This is a genomic window from Amycolatopsis sp. NPDC004368 (assembly GCF_053602515.1).
Window position 1 is genome coordinate 235,284 of the sequence record NZ_JBSGDT010000006.1, and the last position, 17,146, is coordinate 252,429.

16 protein-coding genes and 1 pseudogene are annotated in these 17,146 nt (G+C 71.2%); 14 read left to right on the forward strand and 3 right to left on the reverse strand.

Annotation, left to right across the window (positions count from 1 at the left end):
* The first annotated feature begins 39 nt into the window (after window positions 1–39).
* From ACWEOE_RS12760 to ACWEOE_RS12770, 3 genes are all read left to right on the forward strand, one after another.
* The gene (locus tag ACWEOE_RS12760) at window positions 40–879 is read left to right on the forward strand and encodes a sulfurtransferase (protein WP_452007653.1); all 840 of its coding nucleotides are present in this window, start codon (window positions 40–42) and stop codon (window positions 877–879) included.
* Window positions 880–1,190: 311 nt separating this feature from the next.
* Window positions 1,191–2,363, forward strand: a complete 1,173-nt coding sequence (locus ACWEOE_RS12765) for an acetoin utilization protein AcuC (RefSeq protein WP_452007655.1) — start codon at window positions 1,191–1,193, stop codon at window positions 2,361–2,363.
* 5 nt (window positions 2,364–2,368) lie between these two features.
* Window positions 2,369–5,074 carry a bifunctional acetate--CoA ligase family protein/GNAT family N-acetyltransferase gene (locus tag ACWEOE_RS12770; protein WP_452007656.1) on the forward strand — a complete coding sequence of 902 codons (2,706 nt, stop codon included), beginning with the start codon at window positions 2,369–2,371 and terminating at the stop codon, window positions 5,072–5,074.
* A 9-nt stretch (window positions 5,075–5,083) separates the two neighbouring features.
* Here ACWEOE_RS12770 and ACWEOE_RS12775 read toward each other — a convergent pair whose 3' ends face one another.
* The gene (locus tag ACWEOE_RS12775; RefSeq protein WP_452007658.1) at window positions 5,084–5,521 is read right to left on the reverse strand and encodes a carboxymuconolactone decarboxylase family protein; all 438 of its coding nucleotides are present in this window, start codon (window positions 5,519–5,521) and stop codon (window positions 5,084–5,086) included.
* A gap of 136 nt (window positions 5,522–5,657) precedes the next feature.
* Between ACWEOE_RS12775 and ACWEOE_RS12780 the strand changes: the two genes are divergently transcribed.
* From ACWEOE_RS12780 to ACWEOE_RS12830, 11 genes are all read left to right on the forward strand, one after another.
* On the forward strand, window positions 5,658–6,449 hold the full coding sequence (locus ACWEOE_RS12780; protein ID WP_452007659.1) for a sigma factor-like helix-turn-helix DNA-binding protein: 792 nt from the start codon (window positions 5,658–5,660) through the stop codon (window positions 6,447–6,449).
* 168 nt (window positions 6,450–6,617) lie between these two features.
* Window positions 6,618–7,412 (forward strand): MlaE family ABC transporter permease, encoded by a 795-nt coding sequence (locus ACWEOE_RS12785; RefSeq protein ID WP_366583811.1) that lies wholly within the window; start codon window positions 6,618–6,620, stop codon window positions 7,410–7,412.
* A gap of 1 nt (window position 7,413) precedes the next feature.
* Complete coding sequence (locus tag ACWEOE_RS12790) at window positions 7,414–8,274, forward strand: MlaE family ABC transporter permease (RefSeq protein ID WP_452007661.1); 861 nt, start codon at window positions 7,414–7,416, stop codon at window positions 8,272–8,274.
* Entirely contained in the window at window positions 8,271–9,659 is a 1,389-nt protein-coding gene (locus ACWEOE_RS12795; protein ID WP_452007663.1) for an MCE family protein, read from the forward strand. Before ACWEOE_RS12790 ends, ACWEOE_RS12795 begins: the two co-directional genes overlap by 4 nt.
* Window positions 9,656–10,705 carry an MCE family protein gene (locus ACWEOE_RS12800; RefSeq protein WP_452007665.1) on the forward strand — a complete coding sequence of 350 codons (1,050 nt, stop codon included), beginning with the start codon at window positions 9,656–9,658 and terminating at the stop codon, window positions 10,703–10,705. The genes ACWEOE_RS12795 and ACWEOE_RS12800 overlap by 4 nt, the downstream gene beginning before the upstream one ends.
* Complete coding sequence (locus ACWEOE_RS12805) at window positions 10,702–11,733, forward strand: MlaD family protein (RefSeq protein ID WP_452007666.1); 1,032 nt, start codon at window positions 10,702–10,704, stop codon at window positions 11,731–11,733. The genes ACWEOE_RS12800 and ACWEOE_RS12805 overlap by 4 nt, the downstream gene beginning before the upstream one ends.
* A gap of 34 nt (window positions 11,734–11,767) precedes the next feature.
* Window positions 11,768–12,958, forward strand: a complete 1,191-nt coding sequence (locus tag ACWEOE_RS12810; protein ID WP_452007667.1) for an MCE family protein — start codon at window positions 11,768–11,770, stop codon at window positions 12,956–12,958.
* Window positions 12,955–14,130, forward strand: coding sequence for an MCE family protein (locus ACWEOE_RS12815; protein WP_452007669.1), 1,176 nt, complete (start codon window positions 12,955–12,957; stop codon window positions 14,128–14,130). The genes ACWEOE_RS12810 and ACWEOE_RS12815 overlap by 4 nt, the downstream gene beginning before the upstream one ends.
* On the forward strand, window positions 14,127–15,365 hold the full coding sequence (locus tag ACWEOE_RS12820) for an MCE family protein (protein WP_452007671.1): 1,239 nt from the start codon (window positions 14,127–14,129) through the stop codon (window positions 15,363–15,365). Before ACWEOE_RS12815 ends, ACWEOE_RS12820 begins: the two co-directional genes overlap by 4 nt.
* Complete coding sequence (locus ACWEOE_RS12825) at window positions 15,365–15,847, forward strand: hypothetical protein (RefSeq protein ID WP_452007673.1); 483 nt, start codon at window positions 15,365–15,367, stop codon at window positions 15,845–15,847. Before ACWEOE_RS12820 ends, ACWEOE_RS12825 begins: the two co-directional genes overlap by 1 nt.
* On the forward strand, window positions 15,844–16,326 hold the full coding sequence (locus ACWEOE_RS12830; RefSeq protein ID WP_452007674.1) for a hypothetical protein: 483 nt from the start codon (window positions 15,844–15,846) through the stop codon (window positions 16,324–16,326). The genes ACWEOE_RS12825 and ACWEOE_RS12830 overlap by 4 nt, the downstream gene beginning before the upstream one ends.
* On the opposite strand, the gene ACWEOE_RS12835 is transcribed toward ACWEOE_RS12830, so the two are convergent.
* Both ACWEOE_RS12835 and ACWEOE_RS12840 read right to left on the reverse strand, forming a co-directional pair.
* Complete coding sequence (locus tag ACWEOE_RS12835) at window positions 16,323–16,655, reverse strand: hypothetical protein (RefSeq protein ID WP_452007676.1); 333 nt, start codon at window positions 16,653–16,655, stop codon at window positions 16,323–16,325. The two genes, ACWEOE_RS12830 and ACWEOE_RS12835, sit on opposite strands and share 4 nt — an antisense overlap.
* 238 nt (window positions 16,656–16,893) lie before the next feature.
* Window positions 16,894–17,146, reverse strand: a pseudogene (locus tag ACWEOE_RS12840) (IS5 family transposase); the annotation flags it as partial.

The window sequence follows — 17,146 nt, forward strand, 5'->3', positions numbered from 1 at the left end:
AGGTGCGCGCCGGGCACCCGGACCTGCAGGATGGGGCACATGGGACCGTTGATCACCCCCGCCGAGTTCGCCGCCCTGCCCGACGAGCGGCGGCCCGTGGTGCTGGACGTCCGCTGGCGTCTGGCCGGGCCGCCCGCCGCCGAGTCCTACCGCGAGGGTCACGTGCCCGGTGCGGTGTTCGTGGACCTCGACACGGCGCTGGCCGCGCCTCCCGGCGACGGTGGCCGCCACCCGCTGCCCGACCCCGCCGATCTGCAGCGTGAGCTGCGCGAAGCCGGCGTGCGCGCCACCCGGCCGGTGGTCGTGTACGACGACGCCGACGGGTCCGTCGCCGCCCGAGCCTGGTGGCTGCTGCGCTGGGCCGGGCACACCGACGTCGCCGTGCTCGACGGCGGTTACGCAGCGTGGCTCGCCGAAGGCCGGCCCACGACCACCGACGTCCCCACGCCCGAACCCGGCGACTTCGAGGTGCGCCCGGGCGGCATGCCGGTGCTCACGGCCGACGAAGCCGCCGCCCGCGCCCGCGAGGGAGTGCTGCTCGACGCGCGCGCCCACGCCCGCTACACCGGCGAGACCGAGCCGGTCGACCCGCGCGCCGGGCACATCCCCGGTGCGGTCAGCGCGCCCACGGCCGAGCACGTGGGCGCCGACGGCCGCTGGCGCACCCCCGCCGACCTCGCCGCGCGCTTCGCCTCGCTGGGCCTGGCCGCCGGCACCCCGGTCGGCGCGTACTGCGGCTCCGGCGTCACGGCCTCGTCGATCGTGCTCGCCCTGGAGGTGGCGGGGCACCCCGAGCCGGCTGCGCTGTACGCGGGTTCGTGGTCGCACTGGTCCCGCGATCCCGAACGCCCCGCCGCCACCGGTCCCGAGCCCGGCTGACCCGGCTTCACCGTCGCCGCGGCCGCTACCGGCCTGCCCCAGACTGCACCGGGCTGCCGCCCGCTGCGGTGCTTGGCGCCGAGGCGGGCCCGGTCCGGTCGATCTCGCCGCGGCCGCAACCCGCAGGCCGGGCCGCAGCCCTGCCGGCTGGAGTCGCGACTCCGCCGGCCGGAACCGCAACCCGCCGCCGGCGAATGCCGCCCGCGGCGGCGGGCGAACCCACCGGACCGGCCGAGACCACAGCCCTCGAGCCGCGCTCGAGCCGCGCTCGGACGCGGCTCGACGGCGTCCCGGCCAGTACAGTGCGAGGCATGTCCTCGCCTGCCGTCGTCTGGGATGCCGCGCTGCTGGGGTACGACCTGGGTGGGGAGCATCCGTTCAACCCGGTCCGGCTGGAGCTCACGGTGCGCCTCGCCACGGAGCTGGGTGTGCTCGACGGCGTCGAACTGCTCGTGCCCACCGCGGCGGGCGACGAAGAGCTGCTGCGGATCCACGCGCCCGAGTACCTGGCGGCCGTGCGGGAAGCGCCGCTGGTCGGGTGGGACGTGGGGCACGGGCTGGGCACGTCGGACAACCCGGTGTTCAGCGGGATGCACGAAGCGTCGGCGCTGGTGGTGGGCAGCACGCTGCTCGCGGCGCGCAAGATCGCCGACGGCGAGGTCACCCGCGCCGTCAACATCGCCGGCGGGCTGCACCACGCGATGCGCGACCACGCGTCCGGCTTCTGCGTGTACAACGACTGCGCCATCGCCATCGACTGGCTGCTCGACCACGGCTTCGACCGCATCGCCTACCTCGACACCGACGTGCACCACGGCGACGGCGTCCAGACCGCCTTCTACGACGACCCGCGCGTGCTCACCGTCTCGCTGCACCAGCACCCCTTCACGCTCTGGCCCGGCACCGGTTACTCCGCCGAGATCGGCCGGGGCAAGGCCGAAGGAACGTCGGTGAACATCCCGCTGCCGCCGCACACGCGGGATCCCGGGTGGCTGCGGGCGTTCAACGCGGTGGTGCCCTCGCTGCTGGCGGAGTTCGAGCCGCAGATCCTCGTGACGCAGTGCGGCGTCGACTCGCACGAGGAAGACCCGCTGGCCGACCTGTCGCTCTCGGTCGACGGGCACCGCACGATCTACTCGACCATGCGGGAGCTCGCCGAGACCCACACCGGCGGGCGCTGGCTCGCCGTCGGCGGCGGCGGGTACCAGCTGATCCGCGTGGTGCCGCGCTCGTGGACACACCTGATCGCCACGGTGCTCGACCGCGACGTCGCGCCGGACACGCCGCTGCCGGCCGGCTGGGTCTCCGCGATCGCCAAGGCCGCGCCGACCGCCGAGATCCCGCGCGCGATGACCGACGACAGGGACACGACGTTCAAGCCGTGGGGCGACGCCGCCGACGACCCCGTCGACATCGCCATCCGCGACACCCGCCGCGCGGTCTTCCCGCTGCACGGCCTCGACCCGGACGACCCGAGGGACTGAGCGCCATGGCCGACGACACCGACGAGGGAAAGGGCCTGCGCGACCCGTACGACTACCCCCGCGACTGGGAGGCCGACGTCGTCCTGTCCGACGGCGGCACGGTGCACCTGCGCCCGGTCGTGCCGAGCGACGCCGACGGGCTCGTGGCCTTCCACAGCCGGCTTTCCGAGCGCACGCGCTACCTGCGTTACTTCGGCGCCTACCCCCGGATCCCACCGCGGGACCTGCAGCGGTTCTCCACTGTGGACCACCACGACCGCGTGGCGTTCGTGGCACTCCTCGGCGACGACATCGTGGCCGTCGGGCGCTACGAACGGCTCGACGGCGGGCCCTCGGCCGAGGTCGCGTTCGTGGTCGACGACAAGCACCAGGGCCGCGGGCTCGGCTCGATCCTGCTGGAACACCTGGCCGCCGCCGCGTCGGAGAGCGGGCTGCGGCGGTTCGTCGCCGAGGTGCTCGCGGAGAACGCGCCCATGGTGCGCGTGTTCCGCGATGCCGGGTACCAGGTAAGCCGTGCCATCGAGGAAGGCGTGCTGCACCTCGAGTTCGGCATCGACCCGACGGAGGAGTCGCTGGCCGTCGCGCGCTCGCGCGAGCAGGCGGCCGAGGCGCGCAGCGTGCACAACCTGCTGCACCCGCGCTCGGTCGCGGTGATCGGCGCGTCGGCCGACCACGGCAAGGTCGGCCACGTCGCCTTCCGCAACCTGCTCACCGCCGACTTCACCGGCACCGTCTTCCCGGTCAACCCCGAGCACCGCTCGGTGCGCGGCGTGCGTGCGTACGCGTCGGTGCTCGACATCCCGGACCCCGTGGACCTCGCGCTGGTTGCGGTGCCCGCCGAGCTGGTCGAGTCCGTGCTCGACGCGTGCCTGGCCAAGGGCGTGAAGACACTGGTGATCGTTTCCGGCGGCTTCGCCGAGTCCGGCCCGCTCGGCCTGCACGCCGAGCTGCGGCTCGTGGGCGAGGCCCGCGCCCACGGCATGCGCGTGGTGGGCCCGAACGCCCTCGGCGTGCTCAACACCGCGCCCGGCGTCCGCCTCAACGCCACGCTCGCGCCGCAGCTGCCGCGCCGAGGCCACACCGGGTTCTTCTGCCAGTCGGGTGCGCTGGGCACGGCGATCCTGGCCGACGCCGGGTCGCGCGGCCTCGGCCTGTCCACGTTCGTCTCGGCCGGCAACCGCGCCGACGTCTCGGGCAACGATCTGTTGCAGTACTGGGAAACCGACCCCGAGACCGACCTCGTGCTGCTGTACCTCGAGTCCTTCGGCAACCCGCGCAAGTTCGCCCGGCTCGCCCGGCGGCTGGCGCGCAGCAAGCCGATCGTCGCGGTGAAATCGGGCCGCCACGCCGTGCGCCCGCAGCTGGCCGCCACGTCGGCGGAGGTCGACGAAGCGAGCGTGCAGGCGCTGTTCGAGCAGGCCGGGGTCGTGCGCGTGGAGTCGCTCGCGCAGCTCTTCGACACGGCGCTGGTGTTCGCGCACCAGCCGCTGCCCGCCGGGCCGCGGATCGCGATCGTCGGCAACTCCAGCGCGATCGGGCTGCTGGCCGCCGACACCGCGCGGGCGCAGGGGCTGCACCTCGCCTTCGACCCGGTCGACATCGGTCCGCAGGCCGGGCCCGACGAGTTCGCGGCCGCCGTGCGCGAAGCCCTCGACTCCGCCGAGACCGACGCGCTCATCGCCGTGTTCGCGCCGCCGATCACCATCCCCGGCACCGCGTACGCGCGGGCGCTGAAGGAAGCCGTGCTGGAGCACGAGCGCACGAAACCGGTCGTCTCCACCTTCCTCGCGGCCGAGGGCGTGCCCGATGAGCTGGCCGTGCTCAGCGAAGACGGGGTGCCGACGCGGGGTTCGATCCCGTCGTACCCGAGCCCGGAACGCGCGGTCACCGCGTTGTCCCGCGTGGTGCGGTATTCGGCGTGGCGCCAGCGTCCCCAAGGGACACTCGTGCGCCCCGCCGGGCTGCACGTGGAGCAGGCGCAGTCGATCGTGCGCGAGCTGCTCGCCGAGACCGCCGGCCAGTCGACGATGCTCTCGGACGACGAGGTGGTGCGGCTGCTCGCCTGCTACGGCGTGGACGTCGTGCCGTTCCGGGTGGTGTCCGATGTGGACGCCGCCGTCGCCGCCGCGGCGGAGCTCGGCTACCCGGTCACCCTCAAGGCGGTGGACGAGCGGCTGCGCGGCCGTCCCGATCTCGCGGGCGTGCGCCTGGACCTCACGTCGGAGGACTCCGTGCGCGTGGCCTACCGCGATCTGTGCGAGGTCTCCGGCGACAACGAGCTGTACGTGCAACGCATGGCGGCGAAGGGAATCTCGTGCGTGATCGGGCTGCAGGACGACCCGTCGTTCGGCACGCTCGTGTCCTTCGGGCTCTCCGGTCTGGTCAGCACGCTGCTCGGCGACCGGGCCTACCGTGCGGTGCCGGTGACCGACGTCGACGCCGCGACGCTCATCCGCGAGCCCCGCACGTCACCGCTGCTCACGGGCTACCGCGGCGACGAGCCGGCCGACCTCGCGGCGCTGCAGGACATGGTGCTGCGCGTGGCCGCGCTGGCCGAGGACAACCCCGAGGTGCGCTCGCTGGCGCTCGACCCGATCCTCGCCTCGCCCGACGGCGCCTTCGTGGCCAACGCGCGGATGGTCCTGGGCCCGCCGCCGACCCGGCCGGACACCGGGCCGCGGCGGCTGCGCCCCATCACCCCGACGGAGTGACGAGCGGGTTCACCAGGCCTTGCCGGCTTGCTCCCCGCGGATCCGGTTGACCCGGTTGAAGAAGTTCGTCATCGCGATCTCCAGCGTGAGCGCGGACAGCTGCTCCTCGGTGAAGAACTCGCCGGCGGCCTCGCGGATCTCGGGGGTGACGCCGGCCGCGCCGTCCTGCAGCCGGGTCGCGGCCTCCGTGAGGGCGAGGGCCGCGCGTTCCGCGTCGGTGAAGAAGGGCGTGTCGCGCCAAGCGGCCACGTTGTGCAGCCGCTCGTCGGTCTCCCCGGGCTTCTTCGCCGCCGCCACCCCGGCGTGCACGCAGGGGCTGCAGCCGTTGATCTGGCTCGCGCGCAGGTGCACGAGCCCGAGCAGGCGCGGGTCGACGCCGCCGGCGTGGATCGTGCGGGTCAGGAGCCCGATCGCCGTCATCACGTCGCTGTTCGCGGTGGTTGTCATGGTCGTGCTCGTTCGGTGGTTACCTCGCCCCGGTCGGGCCCGTCATCGCCCGTGACGGAGCACTGACGAGGAAGGTAACGACCATGACCGACCCGATCGCGGAGCGTTCGAAGCCCAGCGCGAACGGCTGCGTGCCGTGGCCTACCGCGTGCTCGGGTCGCACGCCGACGCCGAGGACGTGGTGCAGGACGCCTGGCTGCGGCTGTCCCGCCAGGAGCAGGCCATCGACAACCTCGGCGGCCGGCTCACCACCGTGGTCGGCCGCCTCAGCCTCGACGTGCTGCGCGCCCGGCAGACCCGGCCGCGGCCCGACGACCGGTTGCCGGACGGGGTGGTGCTCCTCGACGGACCTGAGGACGACGTCGCGCTGGCCGATTCGGTCGGGCTCGCGCTGCTGGTGGTGCTCGACGCGCTCGGGCCGGGGGAGCGCCTGGCGTTCGTGCTGCACGACCTGTTCGCGGTGCCGTTCGAGGAGATCGGCCGGATCCTCGGCAAGTCCACGGCCGCGGCGAAGATGCTCGCCAGCCGTGCCTGGCGGAAGGTGCGGGAGACCGAGCGGCTCGCTCGGGACCGTGAACGCGAGCAGCGGGACGTGGTCCGGGCCTTCCTGGCGGCGGCTCGCGACGGTGACTTCACGCGGTTGCTGCAGGTCCTCGACCCCGACGTGCGGCTGACGGCCGAAACCCCGGACGGGGTTGTCGTGGTGCTCGGCGCCACCAAGGTCGCGAGCGGCGCGCGGCTGTCCGGCGGCCTGGCCGCCACGGGCCGCGACGTGCTCGTGGCCGGGCGCCCCGGCGTCGTGTCCCTCGACGAGCGCGGCACGGTGGTCGCGCTGCTCGCGTTCACGATCGCCGGCGGGCGGATCACCGAGCTCACCGTGGTGACCGATCCGGCGAAGCTCAGCCCGCGAGCAGCCCGCCCGGAGTGAACAGCCGAACTCCAGGCGTTCGGGAGCCGCGAAGTCGCGGGGCGGCACCCCGCTGTTCGCGTCACGCGTCGAAGCTGTGATCCAGATGACTGAGAGCAAGCAGTGAACACCGCTAACGGAAACCCGGTGGGAGGTATGGACAAGACTCGGGGGTGACTACTGGGAGGTGTGGTGAGCGAGAGCGGCTCGATCACCCTCCCGGGCACCGCGGCGCTGACCCAGGTCGGCCGGCTCGCCACGCTGTCCTGGGAGGTGCTGCGGGCGATCTTCCGGCGTCCGTTCCAGTTCCGTGAGTGGATCCAGCAGTGCTGGTTCTTCGCGAGTGTCACGATCCTGCCGACGGCGCTGGTCGCCATCCCGTTCGGGGCCGTGATCGCGCTGCAGCTGGGCTCGTTGACCACGCAGATCGGCGCGCAGTCGTTCACGGGTGCCGCGAGCGCGCTCGCCATCGTGCAGCAGGCGGCCCCGCTGATCACGGCGCTGCTCGTGGCCGGCGCGGGCGGCAGCGCGGTCTGCGCGGACATCGGCGCCCGCAAGATCCGCGAAGAGATCGACGCGATGGAAGTGCTCGGCGTCAACCCGATCCAGCGCATCGTGGTGCCGCGCGTGCTGGCCGCGATCGTGGTGTCGGTGCTGCTCAACGGGTTGGTCAGCGTGGTCGGGGTGCTCGGCGGCTACTTCTTCAACGTGGTGCTGCAGGGCGGCACACCGGGGGCGTACCTGGCGAGCTTCAACGCCCTGGCCCAGGTGCCGGACCTGTGGATCAGCGAGATCAAGGCGTTCCTCTACGGCTTCGTGGCCGGTGTGGTCGCGGCCTTCCGCGGCCTCAACCCCGCGGGCGGGCCGAAGGGCGTGGGCGATGCGGTGAACCAGGCCGTGGTGATCACGTTCCTGCTGCTGTTCCTCATCAACGTCGTGCTCACCGCGATCTACCTCAAGATCGTGCCACCGAAGGCGCTGTGACGTGACGGCCGAACCGATCGACGCCCCCGCGCTGTCCGACCGCACGCTCGAGATCATCGCGCGCCCGGGCGCGAGCCTGGAAGGGCTGGGGCGCCAGCTGTCGTTCTACGGCCGCGCGCTCGCGTGGTCGCCGTGCACGATCCGCCGCTACGGCCGCGAGACCCGGCGCCTGCTCACCGAAGTCTGCTTCGGCACGGGTGGGCTCGCCGTGATCGGCGGGACGCTCGGCGTGATGATCGGCATGACGCTCTTCACCGGGCTCATCGTGGGCCTGCAGGGCTACTCGGCGCTCAACCAGCTCGGCACCGCCGCGCTCACCGGCTTCATCTCCGCCTACTTCAACACGCGCGAGGTCGCGCCGCTCTCGGCCGGGCTGGCGCTGTCGGCCACGGTCGGCTGCGGCTTCACCGCGCAGCTGGGTGCGATGCGGATCTCGGAGGAGATCGACGCGCTCGAGGTGATGGCCGTGCCGAGCATGCCCTACCTCGTGACCACGCGGGTGATCGCGGGGGTGACCGCGGTGATCCCGCTGTACGCGATCGGTCTGCTGTCGTCCTACCTCGCGTCGCGGCAGATCACGATCTGGCTCTACGGCCAGTCGGCCGGCACCTACGACCACTACTTCACGCTGTTCCTGCCGCCTGAAGACGTGTTGTGGTCCTTCGCGAAGGTGATCGTGTTCAGCGTGATCGTGATCCTGTCGCATTGTTACTACGGTTACACGGCCGACGGCGGCCCGGCGGGCGTCGGCGTGGCGGTGGGCCGCGCGGTGCGCACTTCGATCGTGCTGATCTCGGTGCTCGACTTCTTCCTGAGCCTGGCCATCTGGGGCGCCAACACCACCGTGCGGATCTCCGGATGAGCGCGCGGCGCGAAACGTTGAAGCGGCTCCGGTACCAGGTGCTGGGGTTGATTTTCCTCGTCGTCGCCGCGCTGTTCTTCACGACCACGATCGCGATCTACAAGAAGGTCTTCACGCCCGTCACGCTGGTGAAGCTCGAAACCGACCACGTCGGCAGCCAGCTGCGCACCGGCGGCGACGTGAAGGTGCGCGGCCTGCTCGTGGGCGAGATCCGTTCGGTGACCGCGAAAGGCGACCACGCGGAGCTCGAACTCGCGCTGCAGCCGGACAAGATCGACGAGATCCCGGCGAACGTCTCGGCGCGCCTGCTGCCCAAGACGCTCTTCGGCGAGCGCTACGTCGCCTTGCAGCTGCCGGAAAAGCCCGCCGCGCACATCGAAGCCGGCGACGTGATCCCGCAGGACCGCAGCAGCACCGCGATCGAGCTGGAACAGGTGCTCGACGACGTGCTGCCGCTGCTGCAGGCGGTGCAGCCGGAGAAGCTCGCCAGCACGCTGAGCGCGGTGTCGACCGCGCTCGACGGCCGCGGCAAGCAGCTCGGCGAGACGCTGGTGAACGTCTCGGACTACCTGGGCGAGCTCAACCCGTCGTTGCCCGACCTGAAGGCCGACATCACCGGCCTGGCCAATGTGTCGGCCACGTACAACCAGGCCGCACCCGACCTGCTCGACGCACTGGCCGACCTCACCACGACCAGCGAGACCATCGTGGAGAAACGCCAGGGACTGTCCGATGTGTACTCCTCGGTGTCGGCCGCGTCGGCAGACCTCACGAGTTTCCTCGACGTGAACAAGGACAACCTGATCCGGCTCACCACGGCCGTGCAGCCGACGCTCGACGTGCTCGCGAAGTACGCGCCCGAGTACCCCTGCCTGCTCAAGCAGCTCGCCGCTTCGGTACCGGAGGCCGAGCTGGCGTTCGGCAAGGGCACGGCCCACCCCGAGGTGAGCCGCGTGACGATCGAGTTCAGCGCCGGCCGCGGCAAGTACCTGCCGGGCGTCGACGAGCCGAAGTACGACGACAAACGCGGCCCCCGCTGTTACCCGCAGGTGCCGAAACCCGGCTACTGGCCGCAGTACCCGCCCGACGGCGCGGTGAAGGACGGCTCGACCAAACCGCCGCCGCCGCACAGCCCGGCCGAATCGCTGCCGGGTGAGATCACGTCGGGGGCCGTCACAGCGAACACGGTCGCGGGCAACGGCGGTCGTCCGGGTGGCGGCGGCGAATCGGGCGGCGCGCCGTCGGTGTTCGGCTCGACCGACGAGCAGGAGCTGATCGACCTGCTGGCCTCGTCGGCGATGAACACGACGCCGGACCAGGTGCCGAGCTGGGCGGGCCTGCTCGTCGGGCCCCTGTACCGCGGGGCGGAGGTGGAGCTCAAGTGAGGTCGTTCGTTCCCGCGCTGGTGAAGATCCTCGTGTTCGCCGCGGTCACCGTGCTGCTCACCGCAATACTCGCGGCCACCATCGCGAACACGAACTTCGGCACCGCGGCGGGATTCGCGGCGAAGTTCACCGACGCGTCCGGCCTGCAGCCGGGTGACGACGTGCGCATCTCAGGCGTGAAGGTCGGCCAGGTCGACACGATCACGGTCGAGCAGGGCGAACCGAACGGAGCCCCAAACTTCGCCACTGTGAGCTTCGCGGTCGACGCGCAGTACAAGCTGCCCGCGCTCACGACCGCGACGATCAAGTACCGCAACCTCGTCGGACAGCGTTACCTCGCGCTCGGCACCGACGTCACCGGGGGCGGCACGCTCGCCGACGGCGCGACGATCCCGCCCGAGCGCACCAAGCCCGCGTTGAACCTCACGGTGTTGTTCAACGGGTTCAAGCCGCTGTTCCAGGCGCTGGACCCGAAGGAGGTCAACCAGCTCTCGGCCGAGATCCTCCAGGTTTTCCAGGGTGAGGGCGGCACGATCACGAGCCTGCTCGCGCACACCGCGTCGATCACCACCTCGATCGCCGGCAAGGACCAGGTGATCGGGCAGGTCATCGACAACCTGAACCAGGTCCTGACCACGGTAAACTCGCGCGGCCCGCAGCTGGGCGACCTGATCGACCAGACGCAGCGGCTCGTGAGCGGCCTGGCCGAGCAGCGCAAGCCGATCGGCGACGCCGTGGGCGCGCTGGGGGAGCTCACCGACGCGACGTCCGGCCTGCTGGCCGACGCGCGGCCTGCCGTGCGCGGCGACGTGAAGCAGCTCGGCACGTTGTCGGACAACCTCGCGGACTCCGACCAGCTGATCGACCACCTGCTGCAGGTGCTGCCCGGCAACCTGGAGAAGTTCACGCGCACGCTGAGCTACGGCAGCTGGTTCAACTACTACCTCTGTGGGATCGAAGGCACGGTCGGCATTTCGTCGCTCGACGTGACGCTGCCGATCGTCCCTCTGCCCACCACGCAGCGTGCGGCGAGGTGTGGGCCGTGAAGCGCTTGAAGGAACGCAACCAGGCCGCCGTCGGCGGGGTGACGCTCGTGCTCATCCTGCTCGTGACCGCCGTGGCCTACTTCTCCGACAGCATCCCGGTGTTCGGCAACGGCACCACGTACTCGGCCTCCTTCGCCGAGGCCGCCGGGCTCGCGCCGGACAACGAGGTGGAGGTCGCCGGCGTGAAGGTGGGCCAGGTGACGTCGGTGGAGCTGGCGCACAAGCAGGTGCTGGTGAAGTTCCGCGTGAAGGGCGTGCGCGTGGGCGACGCGTCGACCGCGTCGATCGAGATCAAGACGCTGCTGGGGGAGAAGTACCTCGCGCTCGACCCGAAGGGTGCCGGCACGCAGAGCCCGCACGACCCGATCCCGGTGGCCCGCACCCGTACGCCGTTCCAGCTGCAGGACGCGTTCGACCAGCTGTCGACGACTGTCGGCGACATCGACACGAAACAGCTCGCGGACAGCTTCACCGCGTTGTCCGACTCCCTGAAGGACAGCCCGCAGTACCTGAAGGACACGCTCTCGGGCCTGTCCGCGCTGTCGAAAACGGTGTCCTCGCGCGACGACGACCTGCACACCCTGCTGGCCGACACGAGTGCCGTCTCGAAGACGCTCTCGGACCGCAACACCCAGCTGCAGCAGGTGATCAACGACGGCGACCTGCTGCTGTCCGAGCTGCAGAGCCGTCGTGACCAGATCAGCACGCTGCTCAAGGGCACGCAGCAGATCTCGCAGCAGCTCTCGGGGCTCGTCGCCGACAACCGCGCGCAGCTGAAGCCGACGCTGCAGGCGCTGGGGAAGGTGACGGATGTGTTGCAGCGCAACCAGAGCAACCTCGACCGCGGCCTCGCGCTGATGGCGCCGTTCGCGCGCGTCGGTGCCAACGCGACAGGCAACGGCCGCTGGTTCGAGGGGTACCTGTGCGGGCTGCTGCCGCCCACGATCACCGCGGGTGGGCTGTCGATCAACCCCGAGGGCTGCACCCCACCGATCGCGGCACCGAACCAGGGGGTGGGTGGCCGGTGACCACCGCCGACGTACTTCCTCCCGCGGAGGCGGCATGACCATCGAGACAAAGGCGCAGCGGAGCCTGGTGACCTGGCTGGGTTTCGCGTGTGTGCTCGCGTTGCTGGTCACCGCCGGGGTGTCGCTGGTGCTGCGCGGCGGCAGCGGGACGACGCTGTCGGCGTACTTCGGGAAAACGGTCGGCCTCTACGCCGGTTCTTCGGTTCGCGTGTTGGGAGTTCCCGTCGGTGAGGTCACCGCCGTGACGCCCGAGGGCCAGGCCGTGCGCGTGGACATGCGCGTGAACGACGACGTGCCGGTCCCGGCGAACGTCGGCGCCGTCGTGGTCGCGCCGAGCCTCGTCAGCGACCGGTACGTGCAGCTCACGCCCGCGTACGACACCGGCCCGACGCTCGCGAGCGGCACCGTCCTCGCGCGCGACAAGACGGCCACGCCGGTGGAGCTCGACGACCTCTACGCGAGTCTCGACAAGCTCACCACCGCGCTGGGCCCCCACGGTGCCAACAAAAACGGCGCCCTCTCCGACGTCCTCGACACGGCCGCCGCGAACCTCAAGGGCAACGGCACCGACCTCAACTCGACCGTCGGCCGGCTCGCCGACCTCGCGGGCACGCTGGACGACTCCAAGGACGACCTGTTCTCGACCGTGCAGAACCTCGATTCGTTCACCGGCGCGCTCGCTCAGAGCGACAGCCGGCTGAACGAGTTCTACGCCCGCGTCGCCGACGTCAGCGGGTTCCTCGCCGACGATTCGGCCGACGTCGGGGCCGCGTTGAAATCCCTGGCTTCCTCGCTGGGTGAGGTGAAACAGTTCGTGGCGGACAACAAAACCGACCTCGAGTCCAACGTGGACAAGCTGGCGTCGCTCACCGGCGTGCTCGTGGACCAGCGCGCCGCGCTCGCCGAGGTGCTCGACATCGCGCCCACCGGCGCCACGAACTTCATCAACTCCTACGACGCGGCGTCGGGCACCATCGCCGTGCGCGACAACCTCAACGAGATCACCAATCCGCCGATCCTCACCGTCTGCCGCATTCTCGCGGCCGGCACCCCGAAGGGCGTGCCGACCACGTTGTCGGACATCTGCAAGGAGCTCGCGCCGGTGCTCGACGGCACGCTGAAGCTGCCGACCGTGCCCGAGGTGCTCAACTCGCTCCAGAACGGGCAGCTGCCCCCGTTGCCGCTGCCGCTCGTGGACGTGCTGAGCAAGGGCGGTGCGAAGTGAGGCGGCGGCTGGCCGGGGTGCTCGCGGGTGTGCTCGTGCTCGCCGGGTGCAGCGACGGCGGCTTCAACGGCCTGTACTCGACACCGCTGCCGGGCGGTCCCGACCTCGGCGACCACCCGTACCACGTGACGGCGCTGTTCACCGACGTGCTCGACCTCGTGCCGCAGGCGAGCGTGAAAGTCAACGACGTGGCCGTGGGCCGGGTCGACCGGATCACGCTCACCCCCGACACCCGCTCGGCGCTGGTCGCCATGACCGTGAACGGCGAGGTGCAATTGCCGGCCAACGCGCTGGCCGAGCTGCGGCAGTCGAGCCTGCTGGGCGAGAAGTTCGTGGAGTTGAGCACCCCCACCGCGGAAAAGCCCGTCGGCCACCTCGCCGACGGCGCGCAGATCCCGCTCGGGCGCACCAACCGCAACCCCGAGGTCGAGGAAGTCCTCGGCGCGCTTTCGCTGCTGCTCAACGGCGGCGGTCTCGGCCAGCTGCAGGACATCAGCCACGAGCTCAACGACGCGTTGTCCGGCAACGAACCCGAGATGCGCGCGCTGCTGTCCCGAGTGGACGATCTCGCCACGCAGCTCGACGGCCACAAGGGCGAGATCCTGCGGGCGATCGACGGGCTCGACGAGCTCTCGCGCACGCTCGTGGGGCAGCAGCAGAACATCAAGACCGCACTCGACAATCTCGCGCCGGGCCTGAAGATCGTGGCCGACCAGCGCGACCAGCTCGTCGGAATGCTCAATGCCTTGAACAAGCTCTCCGGCGTCGCGGTGGACACGGTGAACCGCAGCCGCGACCAGCTGGTGGCGAACCTCGAGGCACTGCGGCCGACGTTGCAGAAGCTCGGCGAGGCGGGCCAGGACCTGCCCAACGCGTTGCAGATCCTGCTCACCTATCCGTTCCCGGACTACGCGGGCAACACGATCAAGGGCGACTACGCCAACGTCGACGCGACCGTGGACCTGGATCTGGACAAGCTGCTGCAGAACTTCACGTCCTCGTCGCAGCCGCCGGTCCAGCTCCCCGGGCTGACCGCGCAGCAGCCGGGAACGACCACACCGGCGCTGCCCCTGCCACTGCCGACCACGGCGCCGCCGGCGAAGAACCAGCCCGGGCCCGGCGGCCTCCTGGGTGGTCTGCTGGGCGGCCTGCTCGGGGGAGGTGCGGGATGACCTCGCGCAAGACCCGGATCCAGCTCGTCGCCTTCGTCGTGATCGCCGTGGTGTCGGTGGTCTACGCGGGCGGCAAGTACGCGGGCCTCGACCGGCTCTTCGGCGCCCGCGGCTACCAGGTCACGCTGCAGCTGGCCGATTCCGGCGGGATCTTCGTGAACTCCGAGGTCGCCTACCGTGGGGTGACGGTCGGGCGCGTGGGGGCCATGACGCTCACCGGCCACGGCCTCGACGCGCGCCTCGACCTCGACTCGGGCGGCCCGGACATCCCCGACGATCTGCACGCGCAAGTGGCGAACCGCTCGGCGGTGGGGGAGCAGTTCGTGGACCTGCTGCCCGACCGCGAGACGGGCCCGTACCTGCACGACGGCTCGGTGATCACGCAGGACCGCACCACGCTGCCCGCCTCGCCGGACTCGGTGCTGTCGCACCTGGACGACCTCGTGGCGAGCGTGCACCCGGAGTCGCTCAAGACCGTGGTCGACGAAACCTACGACGCGTTCGCCGGTTCCGGGCCGCAGCTGCAGAAGCTGCTCGACAGCACGGGTTCGCTCACCGCCAAGGCCGCGCAGTACATCCCGGACACCCGCGGGCTGCTCGCCAACTCGCGCACGGTGTTCGCCACGCAGGAGCGGCAGGCGCAGAACATCACCGATTTCGCGAGCGGGCTGAAGACGATCGCGGCGCAGCTGAAGTCGTCGGATCCCGACCTGCGCACGGTGATCGACCAGGCGCCGCAGCTGAGCCGCCAGATCAGCGACGTGCTCGCGACCTCGGGCACCGACCTCGGCGTGATCTTCGCCAATTCCCTGACCACGGCCCAGATCACCTCGGCGCGCACCGACGCGATCGAGGAACTGCTGGTGGCCTACCCGGTGATCTCGGCGTTCTCGCCCTCGACCTCACCCGACGGCACCGGGCACCTCGGGGTGGTGTTCAACTTCTTCGATCCGGCGTCGTGCACGAAGGGCTACGAAGGCACGAAACAACGCCCGGCCAATGACACCACCGAGGCGCCGGTGAACATGAACGCCTATTGCGCCGAACCGCCGGGCAGCACCGTGGGCGTACGGGGTGCGCAGAACGCGCCGTACGCGGGCAAGCCGCCGGCGATCCCGGCCGTACCGAAGGAACCGGCGCCCTCGACCACGTCCGACGCGAACCAGCTGCCGGGCCTGCTCGGCCTGCTCACGCCCCCGGCCGGCGGCCTCGGGGCGCTGCTGGGCGGCTCGTGATGAAGGCGCTGGTGGCGTTGCCGGTGCTGGCGGTCCTCGCGGCCGCGTGGTTCGGCTGGTCTTGGTGGTCGGCCGCGCACGACGACGCCCTGGCCCGCGGCCGTGACCGCGACGCCGTGCTGGCCGCGGCGAGCACGGACCTGGTCGCCCTCAACACGATCGACTACCGCAGCGGCGGTGCCGACGTGGACCGCTGGATCGGCGCGACCACCGGCCAGTACGCCGCGAACCTCACCGGCGACCGGCAGCTGCAGCTCGACCGCGCGACGAGCACCAAAACGGTGTCGGCGGCATCGCTGGTGCAGGCGGCCGTGACGGACCTCGACCCGGCCGCCGGCACGGCCCGGGTCATCGCCGTGCTCGACGTGCGCGTGAGCACGGGCGGCGGCGCGCCGGTGCCGAAACAGGCGCGGCTGACCGTGGACTTCGCCCGCGAAGGCGACACGTGGAAGGTCGGCGGCGTGCAGGCGGTGGGCTCGTGAAGCGCTGGGCGCTCGTGGTCACCGTGGTGGCGCTCGCGTGCGCGGTGTGGTTCGCCGTGCAGGCCGCGGCGCTGCGCCCCCGCGACGACGACGCCCTCGTGGACCAGGCCGCCACCGCCCAGGTCCGGGACCAGGTGAGCGCCGGGGTGAAGGCGCTGTTCTCCTACGACTACGGCAACCTCGACCGCACCTCGCGCGCCGCCGCCGCGGTGCTCAGCGGCCCCGCCGTCGGCCAGTACCGGGCGCAGTTCGCCGCGGCGAGCCACCGCGCGAAGGACGGCAAGCTCATCCGCACCACCACCGTCCGCTCGGCCGGCGTCCGCACCCTCCACGGCGACGACGCCACACTGCTGCTCTTCCTGGACCAGCAGACGATCCTGCCCGGCGGCGGTGCGCCGCAGTCCTCCGTGGCGCAGCTGGCGGTGACCGCCCACCGCGTCGACGGGCAGTGGAAGATCACCGGCCTCGACCCGCTCTAGGCGAACGGCCCGGCGAAGACTTCCTGCCCCGGAATGAGTGGCGACCAGTCGACGACTTCGATTTCGATCCAGCCGCGGTCGAGGTGACGGACGATCTTGCTCCCCGTGTCCACGGTCAGGGTGCCGGTCCAGCCCGGGTTGTCGATCTTTTCGACACTGACGACGATCATCTCCGCGCCGGCGACCTCACGAGCATCGACCGGCATCCAGTCGTCGGTGGAGCGGCCGAGAATCGGTGCTTTGACCGGCAGGATGGGGTAGAGAGGGGCACCAAGAGGCTGGTGCCACTGGGGCGCGAACTCGGTTCCCCGTTCCGGGGAATGGTCCATTCGCGCTCGCCGTCGTCGATTCGGGATTCGGTGCGGCTGTCGATCCGCCAACGGGCGGGTAGCGGGTGCCGGGTCATCGCGACAGTGCTGCTGACCTCCGCGCCGGTTCGCTCCCGGGACAACACGATTCCGATGCCTCCGGTCGCCGGAAGTCCAGCATCGCGCCGATGGCCTTGCCCAAGGCTCGCACGGTCATCTCTCCTCGATCCCCCCGACGCACCCCGCTCTAGAGCCTGTTTCAATGGCGTAGCCACTCGTTGATCGCCGCGACGTGCACGGTTGCCTCGTAGCGGACTGCGAGTTTGTCGAACCGTGTGGCGACACCTCGGTTGCGTTTGAGCCGGTTGATTCCGCACTCGACCGCGTGCCGTTGCTTGTAGATGTGTGGGTCGAACGCTGGTGGCCGGCCACCAGCCTGGCCGCGGTTGCGGCGATGCCGGACCTGATCAGCAGGCTGGGGAATCGTGCACGCGATCCGGCGCCGCCGCAGG

Bases quoted from the DNA above. Each gene is read 5' to 3' on its own strand.
- ACWEOE_RS12810 (WP_452007667.1), top strand. From the start codon at position 11,768: ATGACCATCGAGACAAAGGCGCAGCGGAGCCTGGTGACCTGGCTGGGT.
- ACWEOE_RS12775 (WP_452007658.1), bottom strand. From the start codon at position 5,521: ATGACAACCACCGCGAACAGCGACGTGATGACGGCGATCGGGCTCCTG.
- ACWEOE_RS12765 (WP_452007655.1), top strand. From the start codon at position 1,191: ATGTCCTCGCCTGCCGTCGTCTGGGATGCCGCGCTGCTGGGGTACGAC.
- ACWEOE_RS12820 (WP_452007671.1), top strand. From the start codon at position 14,127: ATGACCTCGCGCAAGACCCGGATCCAGCTCGTCGCCTTCGTCGTGATC.
- ACWEOE_RS12825 (WP_452007673.1), top strand. From the start codon at position 15,365: ATGAAGGCGCTGGTGGCGTTGCCGGTGCTGGCGGTCCTCGCGGCCGCG.
- ACWEOE_RS12835 (WP_452007676.1), bottom strand. From the start codon at position 16,655: ATGGACCATTCCCCGGAACGGGGAACCGAGTTCGCGCCCCAGTGGCAC.
- ACWEOE_RS12770 (WP_452007656.1), top strand. From the start codon at position 2,369: ATGGCCGACGACACCGACGAGGGAAAGGGCCTGCGCGACCCGTACGAC.
- ACWEOE_RS12795 (WP_452007663.1), top strand. From the start codon at position 8,271: ATGAGCGCGCGGCGCGAAACGTTGAAGCGGCTCCGGTACCAGGTGCTG.
- ACWEOE_RS12760 (WP_452007653.1), top strand. From the start codon at position 40: ATGGGACCGTTGATCACCCCCGCCGAGTTCGCCGCCCTGCCCGACGAG.